The organism is Rosistilla ulvae (assembly GCF_007741475.1).
GTDB classification, from domain to species: Bacteria; Planctomycetota; Planctomycetia; order Pirellulales; family Pirellulaceae; genus Rosistilla; species Rosistilla ulvae.
Map to the genome: position 1 here is coordinate 6,144,547 of NZ_CP036261.1, position 15,780 is coordinate 6,160,326.

Here is a 15,780-nt window from a genome sequence, read left to right on the forward strand (position 1 = left end):
GACCGAACGACCGATCCAATCGTGTTATGCATCGGTCGGTGGATTGCCCGGCGAAACATTGCCGGGACCGTTCAGCGACGGAGCGTCCATCAGGTCGCGGTCGCTGGGGCTATCGATTTTCGAACCTTCCGCCGGGGCATCCGTTGCAGGATCCACCGTCGGTTCGGGGCTGTCCACCTCTTCGATCGCTTCCAGATCGGTTTCTACTTTGTGCGATTTGACTCCAGCCTTCTCCTCGACGCTGTTGACTGTCACCTCTTCAGTCAGGATCGACATCGACGTTTCAGTTGTTGGACTCGATACGATTGCGGCACTGTAAGGATCGTAGTAGGTCAACGGCACGCGTTGCATCACCTGACGTGGCACCATCCGCGTTGTTGTATAAGGGACATAGCGGGCCGTGGTTTGTGGGACGCGGATTTTCTTGACAACCGTTTGTGTCTTGTAAACCTTGACCGGCACTTGTTCCACGCGGGTCTCGTAAGTCATCCGTTGAGTCTGAACGGGAACGCGGCGAACGTGTTCCTCAGGAACCATCTTGTAGCTTTGAACCGGAACCTGGTGCTTGGTGTACTCGGTGACTGGACGGCTCACTTGATACGGAATCTTGCGGACCTCGGTCGTCGGTTGCATCGTCGTCACTTGAATCGGCACGTTTTGCGTGACAACTTCGCTTTGCATCCGCGTGACTTGGATCGGGCGTTGCTGTTGGACAACCTGCGGGACCATCGTCGTTTGTTGGTATTGCTGTGTGACGTAATTCGGACGATAGGTCATTTGAGTTTGAACTGTCGCTGGCGTCGCGTAGGGAACCGCTTGGTAGGCACCGCGGCGAGTCGCAAAGACGCCGAAGGGTCCGGGTTGATAGTAGGCAGCGGGATTCCATTGTGCGGCATATCCAACCGTGCCAGGTTGGACGTATTGCTGGGCGACGTAGCCCCCTTGGTCGACAACCTGCTGTTGAACCGTCGTCACGGGACGGAAAGTCGTGACGTTTTCGGTCTGATATTGCGTTTCGACAACCGGGCGTTGAACAATCTGCTGTTGCTGCTGGTACTGTGTCGTCACAACAGGACGATAGGTTGTCACTTGTTCTTCACGCTCTGCGGTTTCGGTGACGTACCGTGTCTGGGCCCGCATCTCTTCGCGATAGCTAGTTTCGAGCACGGGTTTCATGACCGTGTAGCGATCCTCGCGATAGGTCGTCTCCACGATCGGCTTGGCGACCCGGTAGGTCCGCTGTTCCATCTTCGTTTCGACGACCGGTTTCTCTTCGGTGATCTCCCGCTCGACGTAATTGGTCTCATAAACCAAGCGGTAGTTCGTCACCTTCTGCTCTTCGTAGACGGTTTCGCATTGCATCCGGTAGGCAGGACGGAAACAGCACTCATCTTGAGCTTCGACCGCCACTGGCACAGAGACTGCGGTGCAGAGCGATACAAGGGCGATGATGTTTTTTTTGTGCGACATAACAAATCCGACCGCGGCGATTCGTGACTTAAAAGATTGATAGCGATTTCAAGTGGACCAAGGTCAATATGCACATTGCGTGCGAGAGACCTCTTTAGTGTGTCCAACAGGTATTCAATATGCAAATCATTACTTGCTGAACTGCAGAGGCAAATCCGCAATGCATAAGTAGTTACGATTTTCAAAAAAAATTAAAGTCCAAGCCGCCCCCTGTCGACAGCCTTTTCGTCAATGTTTCGCTATCTCCACCAGCTTGTTTCACCGACGATACAACCGTTGCATTTTCGCATCATTTCACGGACATCGGCCCCCGGATCCCGTTCGCCAACCGCGGGGGGATAGAAACTAACTCCAATCGCCGGTTGAATGGCAGGATTCGGACAGCAGTTCCCACGCAATACACCACCTCTAGCGACCTACCCCCATGCAGTTACTCGATCGATCATTGACCGACAGTGCCGAAAACCTGGCGCTCGACGAAGCTTTGCTCGAAATGGCCGAAGCGGCCGACAGCCAACGCGACAGCGAAATCCTACGGCTCTGGAAATTCGACAGCCCCGTCGTTGTCGTCGGACGTGCGTCGAAGATCGCCGACGAAGTCAACCGCGAGTTTTGCGACCAGGTCTCGATCCCAATCCTGCGACGGTGCAGCGGCGGCACCTCGGTCACCGTGGGCCCCGGATGCCTACTCTATTCGTTGATCCTCAACACCGACCTCCGCCCCGAATTAAAGGACCTCGATCGAGTCCACCAGTTTGTGATGCAAACGATCTGCGAGGCGGTCGGCAGCCTGCTGGGCCGGGTGAAATTCCAAGGAACGTGCGACCTGACATGGCAAAATCGCAAGTTCTCCGGCAACAGCTTGCGAGTCGCTCGCCGACATGTGCTCTATCACGGCACACTGCTGTACGATTTCCCGATCGAATTGGTGCAAAACACCCTCCGCGTCCCCCCTCGCCAACCCGACTATCGCGAAGGGCGATCGCACGACCAGTTCGTTATCAACCTGCCGCTGGGCGAACAGCAACTGCGAAACGCCCTGGCGAAAGCCTTTGCAGCCCATACGAACATGCAACAATGGCCCGTAGAACGTGTCCATCAATTAGTGGAATCGCGTTACGGAAAGCCCGAGTGGAATTTCCGGCATTAGATTTGCATAGCCTGCATTCGAGCAAAGACCTCCCTACCGACCCAGGAACTATGAATACATCATTGCAATCAAAACTCGCTAGTTGCGGCCAAGAACACCTGCTGCAGTTCTGGGATCAACTCGATTCCCCCCAGCAGCGGGAACTGGCCGAACAAATCGAACAGATCGATTTCGCGCGGCTGCAGCGGTTGATCGATGCCGCCGACGCGGAGGTTGATCTCGACGCGGTCGCCAGTCGCGCCGAACCGCCACGCGCCGTCCGCGCCGATGGAACCGGAGCCGATTGGAATATCGATCAAGCGGTCCAAGCGGGAAGCGAAGCGCTGGCCGCCGGCAAGGTCGGGATGATCTTGGTCGCCGGAGGGCAAGGTTCTCGGCTGGGGTTCGAGAAGCCCAAAGGCCTGTTTCCGATCGGACCGGTCTCTCAGCGAACATTGTTCCAGATGCACGCCGATCTATTAAAAGCGATCTGCGAGCGTTATCAGGTGATGATCCCGCTGTATGTGATGACCAGTCCCGCAACCCATGCCGAGACGATCGAATACTTTGCGGAGACCGACAACCTGGGGCTTCACGACGACCAACTGCACGTCTTTTGCCAGGGAACAATGCCGGCGGTCGATCGGGCAACAGGGCGTGTGCTGTTGGAATCCAAGCACCAACTGGCGCTCAGCCCCGATGGACACGGAGGGACCGTGTCGGCGCTCGCCGCCAGCGGATGCCTGCAGGACGCGATCTCGCGCGGCATCGAACACCTCGCCTATGCCCAAGTCGACAACCCGCTAGCCAATCCCTGCGACGCTGCCTTGATCGGGCATCACATCCTTGCCGACAGCGACATGACGACTCAAGTCGTTCGCAAACGAGCCCCTCTGGAACGCGTCGGCAACGTCGTGTTGGTCGATGGCAAGGTGCAGATTATCGAATACATTCACCTGCCCGAATCAGCAGCTCGCCAGACGGAGGCCGATGGCTCGCTGCGGTTATGGGCTGGCAACATTGCGATCCACGTTTTCAAGACATCGTTCCTGAAACAGGCGACCGACCACGACGACAATTTGGCGTTCAATCGCGCCTACAAGAAGGTCCCCTACGTCGATGGCAGCGGCAACGTCGTCTCTCCCGCCGATCCCAACGCGATCAAGTTTGAACGATTCATCTTCGACTTACTGCCGATGGCGAAAAACGCGTTTGTCGTCGAAGGCGTTGCCGCGGAGATCTTCGCACCGGTAAAGAACGCCGACGGTGCTCCCAGCGATACACCGGCAGCGGCAAGGCGAGCGATCAGCGACTTGCATCGCGGCTGGCTGACGGCAGCGGGAGCGAAGGTTGCTGCAGGTGTGTCGGTCGAAATCAATCCCGAATGGGCGCAAGACGCGGAAGAGGTGGCCGACCGAATCGAATCGGGGTTGTCGGTCGCGGAGGATCGATATTTTGAACCGCAGCCCGGCGATCTTCGACAGGTGGTCGTAGCCCGCTGCGATACAGCAACCGAAGCCAGCATCATCCAATCGCAATTGGGAGGCGCCGGGATCCAAAGTTTCACCCAAGGGACCAACGCCAGCATCATGCTGTCGGGAATCGGAAACCCCAGCAAAGGAATCCCGGTCTTTGTCGCCAACCGCGACGTCGATCGAGCCCGGAAGATCCTGCAATCGGAAAACGACTCGTAGCCGCGGCATTCTGCGGTTCGGTTCCGGCGATCGGCTGATCGCCGGTCAGCATCAAAAAACAAAGGCCACGTCGATCGAATCGACGTGGCCTTTGCGTTGTTCAGACAGCTGGTATTGCGAAGCGGTTTACTTCGACGCGACCAGATCTGCGTTCTTCTTCTCGTTGACAATATTTTCTTGGATATTGCCTGGGACCTTGGCGTACTTGCAAAGTTCCATCGTGAACGTTCCCTGGCCCTGCGTCATACTACGCAAGTCGGTCGCGTAACCGAAGGTTTCCGCAAGTGGCACTTCAGCGCTGATGTAGCTGACGCCTTCGCGAATGTCGGTGTTGGTGATCATTCCACGACGGCCGGTCACGTCGCCCACAACCGCACCTTGGAACGATTCGGGGCATTCGAGTTCGACTTGCATGATCGGTTCCAGCAAGACGGGCGATGCTTTCTTGAAGTATTCACGGAAGCATTCGCGAGCACATGTGTGGAACGATTTTTCCGACGAGTCGACATCGTGGTAGGCACCGTCGTTCAAGGTCACGCGAGTTCCCACAACGGGGAATTCAGCAACTGGGCCCTTGATCAACGAATCGCGGAAACCCTTTTCGACGGCCGGGATGTATTGCTTAGGAATACGTCCCTGAACGACCTTGTCTTCGAATTCGAAGCTGTCTTCGCTGTCGCTTTCGATCGGTTCGATCGATCCCTTGATATGCGCGAACTGACCCGAACCACCCGTCTGTTTCTTGAACTTGTGGTCGAAGTCGACGTGCTTGGTTGGGGCTTCGCGGTAGCTAACCTTTGGTGCACCGACCTCGACGCTGACGCCGTATTCGCGACGCATCCGTTCTACGTAGACGTCCAGGTGCAATTCACCCATGCCGCTGATCAGAACCTCGCCGCTCTCTTCGTCGGTCTCGACGCGGAAGGTCGGGTCTTCCTTGCGGAAGCGTTGCAGCGCCTTGCCCATCTTGTCCGCTTCGGCACGACTTGTCGGCGTGACCGAAACCTTGATGACAGGTTCGGGAACAAACATCGATTCGAGCGTGCAGAAGTTGCGTTCGGGGCCGTAAGCGTCACCGCTAGCGCAGTCGATGCCCATTACCGCGATGATGTCGCCGGCGCTGGCCGAATCGATTTCTTCACGCTTGTTGCTGTGCATCCGGACCAGACGGCTGAAGCGTTCCTTCTTGCCGGTACGTTGGTTGACATACGATCCGCCCTTCTCGCACGTACCTTGGTAGATACGCATGTAGGTCAGCTGGCCGTATTCATCGTCGACGATCTTAAACGCCATGCCGACAAACGGTTCGTTTGGATCTGGGGTCAACGGAATCTGCTTGGTTTCGTCCTTCGGATCGATACCGTGGATTTCGCGGTCCAGCGGGCTGGTCAGGTAACGAGCCACGGCGTCCAACAACGGTTGCACACCCTTGTTCTTGTAGGCACTGCCCATGTAGACAGGTGTTGCACCGGCGTGGACTGCCTTGCGAGCGACTTCGTAGATCAATTCGACACTGATCTCTTCTTCGCTGAGCATCTTTTCCATCATCTCGTCGCTGTACATCGACAGCGCTTCGAGCATCGCCAAACGAGACTCTTCGACTTCGTCGGCCATCTCCGCTGGTGGCTCTTCGATGCGCAGAACTTCTCCGTTGTCGCCATCGAAGTAATACGCCTTGCGTTCGATCAGATCGACGACCCCCTTGAAGTTGTCTTCGCGACCGATCGGCAACTGCATCAGGAACGCGTCGGCTTGCAGCTTCTCCTTCAATTCGCGCAAACCGCGGAAAGGATCGGCGCCGGTGCGGTCCATCTTGTTGATGAACGCCAAGCGAGGAATCTTGTAACGCTTCATCTGGCGATCGACAGTGATCGACTGGCTTTGAACACCACCGACGCTGCAGAGAACCAGAACCGCACCATCGAGCACGCGCAACGAGCGCTCTACCTCGACGGTGAAGTCGACGTGGCCGGGGGTGTCGATCAAGTTAACGTTGTACTCTTCACCCAAGTGGTTCCACTTCAGCGAGGTCGCGGCACTGGTGATCGTGATACCACGCTCTTTTTCCAGTTCCATGTGATCCATCGTCGCGCCGTCACCGCCGCCACGAACGTCTTCGATCTTGTGGATTCGACCAGCGTAGAACAGGATGCGTTCGCTGAGGGTTGTTTTGCCCGAATCGATGTGGGCACTGATGCCGATATTACGTACTTTTTCCAAATTCATTGATGTCACCTGAACATCTTGTGCTGGTCGCGGCAGTCGCTTGATACAAGTGGGCGACGCTCTAACACGAGCGATAGAAAACACAAATCTTTACAAGTCTTTACTTCGGCTTGGTTGGCCCTTGACCTGGCAGGGAACCGAGGCAATCTGTAACGATTTTTTCGATTCTTCGACCTCGGACCGCATTTGCGGCAAGGGAAGCGATTCAACGATCAAGCCGTTCAGAGCGGAACTTAACGTCTAATCAATCGCCATTGGCCATTTTTACGGACTTCTAGCCCGTTCCAATCCATCTATTCGGTCAATATGACAAAGCGTTTGCGAATGCAAAAGGGCAAATCTGTTCGTTTCCTCCTCATTATCTAAAACTACTTTTCCTCATTTGCCCTGGAAATGATTGCCGAATTCGCAGCTTGCCAAAGCCTAGCCACCGCTGGTTCGAAGGCACCCCAGGACCGAAACGGGGCCTTTTTCACAGCATTTCCCAGGATGGAGGAGATTCTGTTCGGTCGAGCAACGGGCGTTGTAATCCGGATCTTCGGAACAGTCATTCAAGGTGGGATGGTTCCTGGTCGCAGCCCAAGGCTTCCTTGAGGCCCTTTGCTTGGAGCGCCCGCTGTGCGCACTAGGGTTCAGTAGAGCGGCACACCCAGGGGGGTGCGCTACTTCGTGTCCAACCCAACCGCAAACGAGATCTCCGTGACCATGAACGCAAAATTATTCATCCGAACCACGCTGTTTGCCGCTGTCGCGGCGATCGCGGTCCCCGCATCGGCCGGCTGGCTAGACGTCTTGGTCAGCCCCGTCGCTTACGAAGAGATCGCCGTTCCCGAAGCTATCAATCCTCCGGTCCAAGAGGATCATTCGGTGATGATCGAAACGGCTCCTCCCGCGATGGAGTCGTCCTACGAAGCGTACGCACCGATCTATTCACCCGCCCCCGCGCCGTATTCCCATAGCGGTCATTGCTGCGAGCAACCGCGGGTGCTCTATCGCAACCATCCGATCTTGGCACTGTTGATGCACAAGTGCAAAACCGGCCAGGCCGGACAGGTTGTCGTCCAGGTGCCGACCGGGTGCTGCCCGACCGAAGTGGCGTTGTGCGTTCCTTTGTGCTGCACCACCTGCGCTCCGGAAGTCGATAAGTCGCGCGATCTCCTGGGCCGATGCGTCTTCAAGTACTGCTGGCCCTGTGGAACGAAAATCAAAATCGTCCAACGACACACCGGCGACCTGGTCGTCCACTCCTACGAGATCTAACCCATGTCCAAGGCCATCGAATCGGGCGCCTCGGCCGACGTGTTCTTAAACCGCAAGCCGGCTTGCGCCGACCGGGCGCTGTCCAAACTGGAAACGCAGATCGTCGAACTCGAAGCTCGCGTCGAAGCCGCGCTGGCTGACACAGAGACGATCCCCAACGGACCGCCAGCAAAACCCGAGGCGGTCGAGATCTGGGGCGTCCCCTTTTCGCGACTGACCCTCGGCCAGACGCTTCAACATGTCGACGGCTTGATCGCCGCAGGGCGCCCGGGATATTTCATCACGGCGAACCTGAACTACAACATGCTGACGTCGCAGCATCCGCAGTTACGACAGGTAAACGACAACGCTTCGTTTATCGTTTGCGATGGGATGCCGATGGTCTGGCGCTCGCAATGGACCGACCGACCGCTGCCCGAACGCGTCGCCGGTTCCGAGTTAATCTACGCGCTCACCCAATGGTCTGCTCACAAGGGGCACCGGATCTACTTCCTTGGCGGCGCGCCGGGCGTAGCTCAAGCCGCTGCCGATAAGTTGTCGGACAGATACCCCGGCCTGACCGTTGCCGGCGTGCACTCTCCCCCGTTTCGACCGCTCAGCGATCGAGAGCATGCCGAGCTGATCGAAGAGATTCGCGGCTCCCAACCCGATATCGTTTACGTCGCGATGGGCCAACCGAAAGGTGAGCTCTGGATCGCGGAGAACTACCAACAGATCGGCGCTCCGGTCTGCGTGCAGATTGGCGCTTCGTTCGACTTCGTTGCCGGCGGCGTCGCCCGAGCTCCGCGTTGGATTCAACGGGCAGGGTTGGAGTGGTGCTATCGAATGCTGCAAGAACCGCGTCGATTGGCCCGCCGATATTGGCATAACGCAGCGTTTCTGCTGCGGTCTCTGCGACAAGAATCGCTTGACGCCGTGCGATAACCGCCCCCCCAAACCCAAGCGGCAAGCTTGGGATCAGGCGAGGGACATCGAATGCGGCTGATGAACGCTGGGAATCCAACAGGGCCGTTGCAGCTCATCCTGCTGTAACCGGATCTCTGCCGACGACGGATTCTCCGCGATCGCAACGATGCAGTTTTCCGACTCGCGAAGATTGATCACTTCATCGGAATCCACCACCACAACCGTCGGCTTGGTGTACGACGGCGAATTGCTGCGAATCACTTGGGCGATCCGCGAATCGTCCAACCGCACAAAGCTGCCCAAGGGGAACAGCGAGACGAGATTCAAAAGCCCTCGCACCGCTTCGGAATCGCACCGCCCGGCGCGAACCTGATACAGCAGACAGACCAAGGCATCGTACGGTTTGATCGCAGGCCGACCATCCAACGGATTTTGCAGCGTCAGATAGGCATCGGCCACATTCAGAACCCGAGCGATCCGGTTCAATTGCTGACCGCCAACGCTGTGCGGAAACCCGGAACCGTCGAGCTGTTCATGGACGTGCAACAGACCTTGCTTAGCGCGTGAACTGAGCCCAGCGATCGATTCACACAACTCATACGCAACGATCGGATGCTGCGCGTAGGTCGCAAAGTCGGACGCCGAAAGCTCGCTGCGACGGCTCCTCGCCTCAGGCCCCAGCTCCAATTCACCAACTCCCATCTCGTGCAACGACCCGGCGATCCCAACGTCCAGAATTTCATCTTCACTGCAACCGGGAATCTCTTGGGCGATCATCATCCCCAAGGTTCCCAGCGTGAGACAATGCGAACTGAGTTCATGGTATTCGGATCGATGCAGCGCCGACGAGAGCGTCTGATCGATGTCCTGTTCGCTCTGCTTGGCAAACGACATGGGGATATCGGCCAGCGATTGCCAATCGACGCGACCTCGCCCGTGCAACGAAGCTGTCAACTCGCGGAGCTTCGACATCGATTCGTCGATCAAACGATGCAACATCTCGGCACGCTCCTGCGAATACGGCAGGTTCGCCATTTTTAAACGTTGCTTTCGATGAACGCCCGCCGTCCGCAACGACGGATCGACATCCGTGGAATCCTGCAGCACCCTGCGCAGCCCATGGCGCTGGATTCGTTCCGCGATTTCGGCGGTCACGATTTCTCCAGACCGATACAGCACGTCGCCGTTGCTGGAAAGAATGTCTTCGCGCAGCGGTTGCCCAACGCTTAATTGCGGACTGCTGTCCGGCAGTGTCCCCATCGATCGCCCCTGAAATTTTTAAAGACGCAGTGTGTTGCCCACTGCGGCTGATCGAACTCGACAGGCCGTAAGCTTTCGCAAAAAGGACCAATCCAACCAACCCTACGGAACGCCGCAGGATGTTCAAGCGATTGTAGGGAATGCACCCCCACCGGCGCAGCTGCCCCAACCCGCACATTCAGTCTGGCTAGGCATGCCTAACCACACGCCCGATTCAACCGCTCGATGACGCCAAACGGATCGCCATCTGGATGGCTTGTTTCATGCTGGTGTCGCTTGCGATTCCCTGCCACGCGATGTCTAACGCGGTCCCATGATCGACGCTGGTCCGAACGATCGGCAGCCCCAGAGTCACGTTGACCGCTTCATCGAACGCAAGCGTCTTCAGCGGAATCAAACCTTGGTCGTGATACATGCAGACATAGACATCCGTCTGCCCCCGCATCGCAGGAACAAACGCAGTATCGGCCGGCAGCGGGCCGGTGATCGCAAGCCCCTCGCTGCGGGCCGCTTCGATGGCCGGAACGATCCACCGCTCCTCTTCGCGTTGGCCAAACATCCCACCTTCGCCGGCGTGTGGGTTGAGACCACAGACGGCAACGCGCGCCGGTCGGCCCAGTTGTCGAGAGACCGCGGCGTGGGCCAATTGGATCGTTTCCAATACCCTTTCGGTCGACAGCAAACCAGCCACTTCGCACAGCCCGACATGCACGGTGACCAGAGCGCACGAGATGTCATGGCTGGTCAACATCATGCAACACCGATCGGCCTGCGTCCGCTGGGCCAACAATTCGGTATGCCCTGGAAACTCGATCCCCGCCGCGTGCCAAGCCTCTTTCTGAATCGGCCCGGTAACGATCCCGCCAACCTGCCCAGCCATCGCCGCATCGATCGCGTCGACAACATACGCATACGAAGCCGCTCCGGTCGCGCGATCGACAACGCCAGGGCGAAACGTTTCTAGCGGCGATGCAAAATCAAAGATCGCCGGTCGATCTAAACTGGCGATTGCCGCCAGCCCCGCTGTCCGCGGAACCACTTGTTGTGGCAGCGGCAGCGACAATCGTTTGCCGACGGATTGCAGGACGGCAAGATCGCCCATCAGAACCGGGACGCAGCGATCGGTCACTTCGCGATCGCCAAGAACCTTCAACGCCAACTCGGGACCGATCCCCGCCGGGTCGCCCGTTGTGATCGCCAGACGTGGCTTCATACCGCGGGTGCCTGTTGGCCGTCGCGCGGTTGGAAGTTGAAGTTTTTGCTTTGCGAAAAGAAAGCGATGGGGTTTTCGTAGACGACCTTGCGGATCGTTGCTTCAGGGATACCACGCTGGCGGCATTCGAAGATCAAATCGGGAACCGCGGTCGGCTTGCTGGGGCCCCAATCGCCTGCGGAGTTGACCAACAACCGCTCGGCACCGTACATCTCGATCATGTCGACAGCGCGATCGGGCGTGCACTTGGAGATTGGGTAGAGGGTCATGCCGGCCCAGAATCCGCGATCCAAAACCTCGGCGACCGTATGCTCTTCGACGTGGTCGACCAACACGCGGTCGCGATTGACTCGCGAATCGCCACACAACATATCCAAGATCATCCGCGTCCCTTGGTACTTGTCTTCCAAGTGAGGCGTGTGGATCAGGATCGATTGCTCGTGAGCGATCGCCAACTCCATATGCTCGATAAAAATAGTCGCTTCGTTGGGGGTGTTTTTGTTCAGCCCGATCTCGCCGATTCCAAGCACGCCCGGACGGTCGAGAAACTCGGGAATCATCGCAATCACTTCGCGCGACAGTTCGACGTTTTCAGCTTCTTTGGCGTTGATGCACAACCAAGTGAAATGCTGGATGCCGTACTGAGCGGCCCGCCGTGGTTCGACTTCGGTCAATTGGCAAAAGTAGTCGCGGAAACCGTCGACCGAACCACGATCAAAGCCAGCCCAAAACGCGGGCTCGCTGACCGCGACGCAGCCCATACGGGCAAGCGTTGCGTAGTCGTCGGTGATTCGCGACACCATGTGAATGTGTGGATCGATGTAATCCATAACTTAAACCCCCATCTCGTCTCGCCAGTCGGCGTTGTAATCGCGCGAGAATAACTTCTGAACCTGTTCAGCACGGTTCGCCGCGCTGCCGGACAATATTTCAATTCCTTGACGCAGCAGCGCGTCGCGCGAATCGTCGCCAGTGCTCCCTTGAGCGCGATCGATGCGGTCGAAGATGGCTGCGATTTCCAAGATCCGCGCGCGGGCCTCCAGATAGTGGCGGTCGAGCACTTGCGAGGCAGTTTGTGGTGAGTTCATGTTCGCGGCACAGTCGCTGGTGAGGATTCGAAAGGCACGTTGAGCAGGCAGGTAAACAAGTCTTCCAGCTTAACCGCAAGGAGAACGCCTCGCGATTCCCAACCTCGGGGCGACACGAAACGATGCGGATGCTACCGGCCGAACCTGCTCATTAAAGCTCTCCGCAATTATAACGAGAAATCGAAAGAGCGTCCCCGGGGGTTCGCCAGGAGCTGCGGCAGATGTGGCGGCAACCTTCGGGGGGTGATACCCAATCGGCACAACCGGTAAAGCTGAACGCTAGCGGCAGGTAGGGTTTCGACAGTTAGAGAATTTCCCCCGGCCCACGCCACGTTTTCGCTCGATACTTGCCATGTCTAAAGTTTTGACTTGGAAACGAGGGATTCAGATCGATGTCGAGCGTCAACGGAATTATACAAACCGCCACCGCGATCTCCAACGCGCAACTGCACAACAAGGTGGATATCGCGGTTCTAAAGAAACAACAGGAAGCATCGCAACAGGCCGGCGACGCGGCAGTGCAATTGATCGAAGCGGCCGCAGCGGCAGGCAAGCAGATCGACAGCCTGGAACTATCCGACGGCTGATCGCACCCCGAGCCTAAACGGCGTTCTTGGTTTCGATCGAGACGATCTTGTCGACGCGGCGGGCGTGGCGGCCCCCTTCGAATTCGGTTCGCATCCATAACAGGATCAGATCGTCGATGTTCCGATCACCGATCAGATCCCCTCCCAGACACAACACGTTCAGGTCGTTGTGTCGTCGCGACAGCTCCACCATCACCTCGTCATAACACGGTGCTGCGCGGACACCGGAGAACTTATTCGCAGTGATCGCCATCCCGATCCCCGTACCGCAGATCAGGATCCCACGATCAACATCCCCCTGGCTGACCTTTTGAGCAACCACGCTGGCAAAGTCGGGGTAGTCGCTGGCGTCGTCGCAGTCGGCCCCTTCATCGAAGACGATGTGGCCGTTGGATTCGAGTGCCTGGATAATTCGAGCCTTGATGTGAACGCCTCGGTGGTCGCTCGCGATGCTTACTTTCATGCTTTGTCTCCCTCTTCGCCCGATTCTGGGATCGCAAGCCACTCGGGCCCCATGCTCTCGACCCACTGTGCTAATTCGCGGTCTATTTGGTCGGCGCAAGCCTGGTAGATTTGCACAGGCGAACCGACGGGATCTGAAATATCGCCACCATCTCGGCGGACAGTAAAGACGCGGTCTTGGGCATTTGGCCACCGCTGCAAGATCGCGTTGCGATGCGAGCGGGTCATCGTCAGGATCAAATCAGCCGATCGAATCGTCTGTTCGCCAAACGGTTGGCTCTCGTGGCCAGAGATATCGAGCCCCCGTTCGCGCATCACGTCGATCGCTTGGGTGGCTGCCTGATCGCCGGGCATCGCCGCCAACCCGACCGAACTGACACTCGGAATGATCGCTCCGCTGGGGCTGTTGCCAAAACGTTCGTCGATCCGTTTTTTCAATAAGGCTTCGGCCATCGGGCTGCGACAGGTATTCCCCGTGCAGACTAACACGATCGACGGTCGTGCATATTGACGAATCGCTGCGGTTTCCACGACGCCCTCTCGTATGATTTTGAATTGGTTTCCAACGGCCCGAACAACGGTCGACGGACCACCATATCGGGTGGGTCCATCATCGACAACTAGCGGCACATCGTCGCCGAATTGTTCCACCACATCAACGCCTGTACTCGCCGCCCGAACACCGCTGCGGTTTGCACTGCAGATCACAATCGGCCCGGCGCAGTACTTTTGCAGTTGTTCAAACAACCGATGCGCGACGACGCGCACTCCAATATGTCCCGATTGGCTGACGACAAGTTCGCGGACCGTTTTGGGAAAACAGGAAACAGCGGACCGTTTCAAATCGCATGGCACGACCAATGTAACAGGTCCTGGCCAGCAGCGACGAGCAAAGCGAATCGCCAGCGGCGAATCGTGGCACATGTAATCCAAGGCCTCATCAGCGCTTTTCACGGCGATCGCCAGCGAACATTGTGTCCCAGTCGCCGTTGCCGCATCGTCTCGCTTGCCTTTCAGCTGGCTCATCCGCTGCACCGCATCGGCACACAATACGCTCGCCGCCAAACCGTAAACAGTTTCGGTGGGCAACGCGATCACTTTTCCCTCGGCAAGCGACTGCACACCAAGGTAAACGATGTCACGTGGATCTTCCGCACGCTGCAAATCAATAACCGTTGGCATGAATTCGCGGCGATCCTGTGATTGGGCGATGGAGAAATGGAATAGCGTATTATATGTTGAAGCCTAAAGTCGCTACAACCGCAGCAATGGGGTGTCCGGCGCGATATCCCAACGCGGGGGTGCTTTTCGCGGCAAATCCTTGCACATTCCATCTGCCTGGGGTGGGGCACCGCCATCGGAAAACTATGCAAAACCGACCTCGCCCCCTGTCAAAGCGAACCTCCCTGCCCCTGCCTGGGCTTAACAGTCGACAAACGCCCGCCCCCCTGGACCGACGGAAATTCATCCGACATCTGGCGGGATTGTCGGCAGCGGCGGTCGCGGTTGCCTCGCCCGGGTGCATCGCCCCTCAAGGGACCACCGGGACGGTCGACCTGGTCTGGGGCCGTCGCGGGCTTTCCGAGGGTCGCTTTCAAAAACCGCGTGCGATCGCGATCGATGCCGATGATCAGCTGTATATCGTCGATACCACGGGGCGCATCCAGATCTTCTCTGCCGACGGCGAATACCTCCGCGGCTGGAAAACTCCCGACGCCGCCAACGGTCGTCCGACGGGACTGGAGATCGACAACGCGTCGCAGCGGTTATTGGTCGCCGATACGCATTACTTCCAACTGCTCTCGTATTCCCTCGACGGCCGCCTGATGGAATCGGAAACCCTCGGCGGAACGCAAGGGACCGGCGGAGGCGAGTTTTCGTTTATCACCGACGCGGTCCGCGATTCGGCGGGCAATTATTACACCGGTGAATACAGCGACATCGATCGAATTCAAAAGTTCTCGCCGACGGGGGAGTTTCTGATGCAGTGGGGCTCCACCGGGACAGAACCGGGGCAATTCGTCCGGCCGCAAAGCTTGGCGATCGATCGCCATGACCACATCTGGGTCGCCGATTCATGCAACCATCGGATCCAGGTTTTTGATGCCAACGGTCCCCAGGCGAAGCTGGTCCGGACCTGGGGCGAATTTGGGCATCAGCCGGGACAACTCTACTACCCCTATGGAATAACACTATCCGCCGAAGAGGATTGCATCTACGTCTGCGAATACGGCAACGATCGAATCCAAAAATTCGATCGCGAGGGACGATCGCTAGCGGTTTGGGGGCGTTCGGGGCACGCCGCGGGTGAATTATTTCAGCCCTGGGGCGTCGTCCGCGATTCACGAGGCCGGTTGCATGTGCTCGATTCCAACAACCATCGCGTGCAACGCGTGTGGCTGTAGCGTTGGGGCGAAGTGCAGGATAAACAGCGCTTCCATTCTCGATGATTCCAGCGAATCCAAAATCAGAACGCTCCCGGTTC

At 57.6% G+C, this 15,780-nt stretch carries 14 protein-coding genes; 6 read left to right on the forward strand and 8 right to left on the reverse strand.

Translation table 11 applies throughout. The features are described from left to right. Window positions 1-24: 24 nt before the first annotated feature. Window positions 25-1,470 carry a hypothetical protein gene (locus EC9_RS21785; protein ID WP_145348180.1) on the reverse strand — a complete coding sequence of 482 codons (1,446 nt, stop codon included), beginning with the start codon at window positions 1,468-1,470 and terminating at the stop codon, window positions 25-27. 424 nt (window positions 1,471-1,894) lie between these two features. On the opposite strand from EC9_RS21785, the gene EC9_RS21790 reads away from it, so the two are divergent. Both EC9_RS21790 and EC9_RS21795 read left to right on the forward strand, forming a co-directional pair. Then, window positions 1,895-2,620: a lipoate--protein ligase family protein gene (locus EC9_RS21790; RefSeq protein ID WP_145348181.1), complete on the forward strand. Its 726-nt coding sequence runs from the start codon at window positions 1,895-1,897 to the stop codon at window positions 2,618-2,620. 50 nt (window positions 2,621-2,670) lie between these two features. Continuing rightward, window positions 2,671-4,293: a UTP--glucose-1-phosphate uridylyltransferase gene (locus EC9_RS21795; RefSeq protein ID WP_218934342.1), complete on the forward strand. Its 1,623-nt coding sequence runs from the start codon at window positions 2,671-2,673 to the stop codon at window positions 4,291-4,293. Window positions 4,294-4,419: 126 nt separating this feature from the next. Here EC9_RS21795 and fusA read toward each other — a convergent pair whose 3' ends face one another. Continuing rightward, entirely contained in the window at window positions 4,420-6,519 is a 2,100-nt protein-coding gene (fusA, locus tag EC9_RS21800; protein ID WP_145348182.1) for an elongation factor G, read from the reverse strand. 705 nt (window positions 6,520-7,224) lie between these two features. Between fusA and EC9_RS21805 the strand changes: the two genes are divergently transcribed. Beyond that, entirely contained in the window at window positions 7,225-7,779 is a 555-nt protein-coding gene (locus EC9_RS21805; protein ID WP_145348183.1) for a hypothetical protein, read from the forward strand. 3 nt (window positions 7,780-7,782) lie between these two features. Beyond that, complete coding sequence (locus EC9_RS21810; protein WP_145348184.1) at window positions 7,783-8,703, forward strand: WecB/TagA/CpsF family glycosyltransferase; 921 nt, start codon at window positions 7,783-7,785, stop codon at window positions 8,701-8,703. Window positions 8,704-8,736: 33 nt separating this feature from the next. On the opposite strand, the gene EC9_RS21815 is transcribed toward EC9_RS21810, so the two are convergent. From EC9_RS21815 to EC9_RS21830, 4 genes are all read right to left on the reverse strand, one after another. Continuing rightward, window positions 8,737-9,945: an HD-GYP domain-containing protein gene (locus tag EC9_RS21815; RefSeq protein ID WP_145348185.1), complete on the reverse strand. Its 1,209-nt coding sequence runs from the start codon at window positions 9,943-9,945 to the stop codon at window positions 8,737-8,739. A gap of 214 nt (window positions 9,946-10,159) precedes the next feature. Further along, the gene (gene pdxA / locus EC9_RS21820; RefSeq protein WP_145348186.1) at window positions 10,160-11,158 is read right to left on the reverse strand and encodes a 4-hydroxythreonine-4-phosphate dehydrogenase PdxA; all 999 of its coding nucleotides are present in this window, start codon (window positions 11,156-11,158) and stop codon (window positions 10,160-10,162) included. Continuing rightward, the gene (locus EC9_RS21825) at window positions 11,155-11,988 is read right to left on the reverse strand and encodes a TatD family hydrolase (protein WP_145348187.1); all 834 of its coding nucleotides are present in this window, start codon (window positions 11,986-11,988) and stop codon (window positions 11,155-11,157) included. The genes pdxA and EC9_RS21825 overlap by 4 nt, the downstream gene beginning before the upstream one ends. 3 nt (window positions 11,989-11,991) lie before the next feature. Then, window positions 11,992-12,246, reverse strand: a complete 255-nt coding sequence (locus EC9_RS21830) for a hypothetical protein (RefSeq protein WP_145348188.1) — start codon at window positions 12,244-12,246, stop codon at window positions 11,992-11,994. A gap of 392 nt (window positions 12,247-12,638) precedes the next feature. Here EC9_RS21830 and EC9_RS21835 point away from each other — a divergent pair, with 392 nt between their 5' ends. Beyond that, window positions 12,639-12,833, forward strand: coding sequence for a putative motility protein (locus EC9_RS21835; RefSeq protein ID WP_145348189.1), 195 nt, complete (start codon window positions 12,639-12,641; stop codon window positions 12,831-12,833). Window positions 12,834-12,846: 13 nt separating this feature from the next. On the opposite strand, the gene rpiB is transcribed toward EC9_RS21835, so the two are convergent. Both rpiB and EC9_RS21845 read right to left on the reverse strand, forming a co-directional pair. Further along, window positions 12,847-13,296, reverse strand: coding sequence for a ribose 5-phosphate isomerase B (gene rpiB / locus EC9_RS21840; RefSeq protein ID WP_145348190.1), 450 nt, complete (start codon window positions 13,294-13,296; stop codon window positions 12,847-12,849). After that, the gene (locus tag EC9_RS21845) at window positions 13,293-14,477 is read right to left on the reverse strand and encodes a Sua5/YciO/YrdC/YwlC family protein (RefSeq protein WP_145348191.1); all 1,185 of its coding nucleotides are present in this window, start codon (window positions 14,475-14,477) and stop codon (window positions 13,293-13,295) included. Before EC9_RS21845 ends, rpiB begins: the two co-directional genes overlap by 4 nt. Window positions 14,478-14,662: 185 nt before the next feature. On the opposite strand from EC9_RS21845, the gene EC9_RS21850 reads away from it, so the two are divergent. Next, on the forward strand, window positions 14,663-15,700 hold the full coding sequence (locus EC9_RS21850) for an NHL repeat-containing protein (protein WP_145348192.1): 1,038 nt from the start codon (window positions 14,663-14,665) through the stop codon (window positions 15,698-15,700). Window positions 15,701-15,780 lie beyond the last annotated feature (80 nt).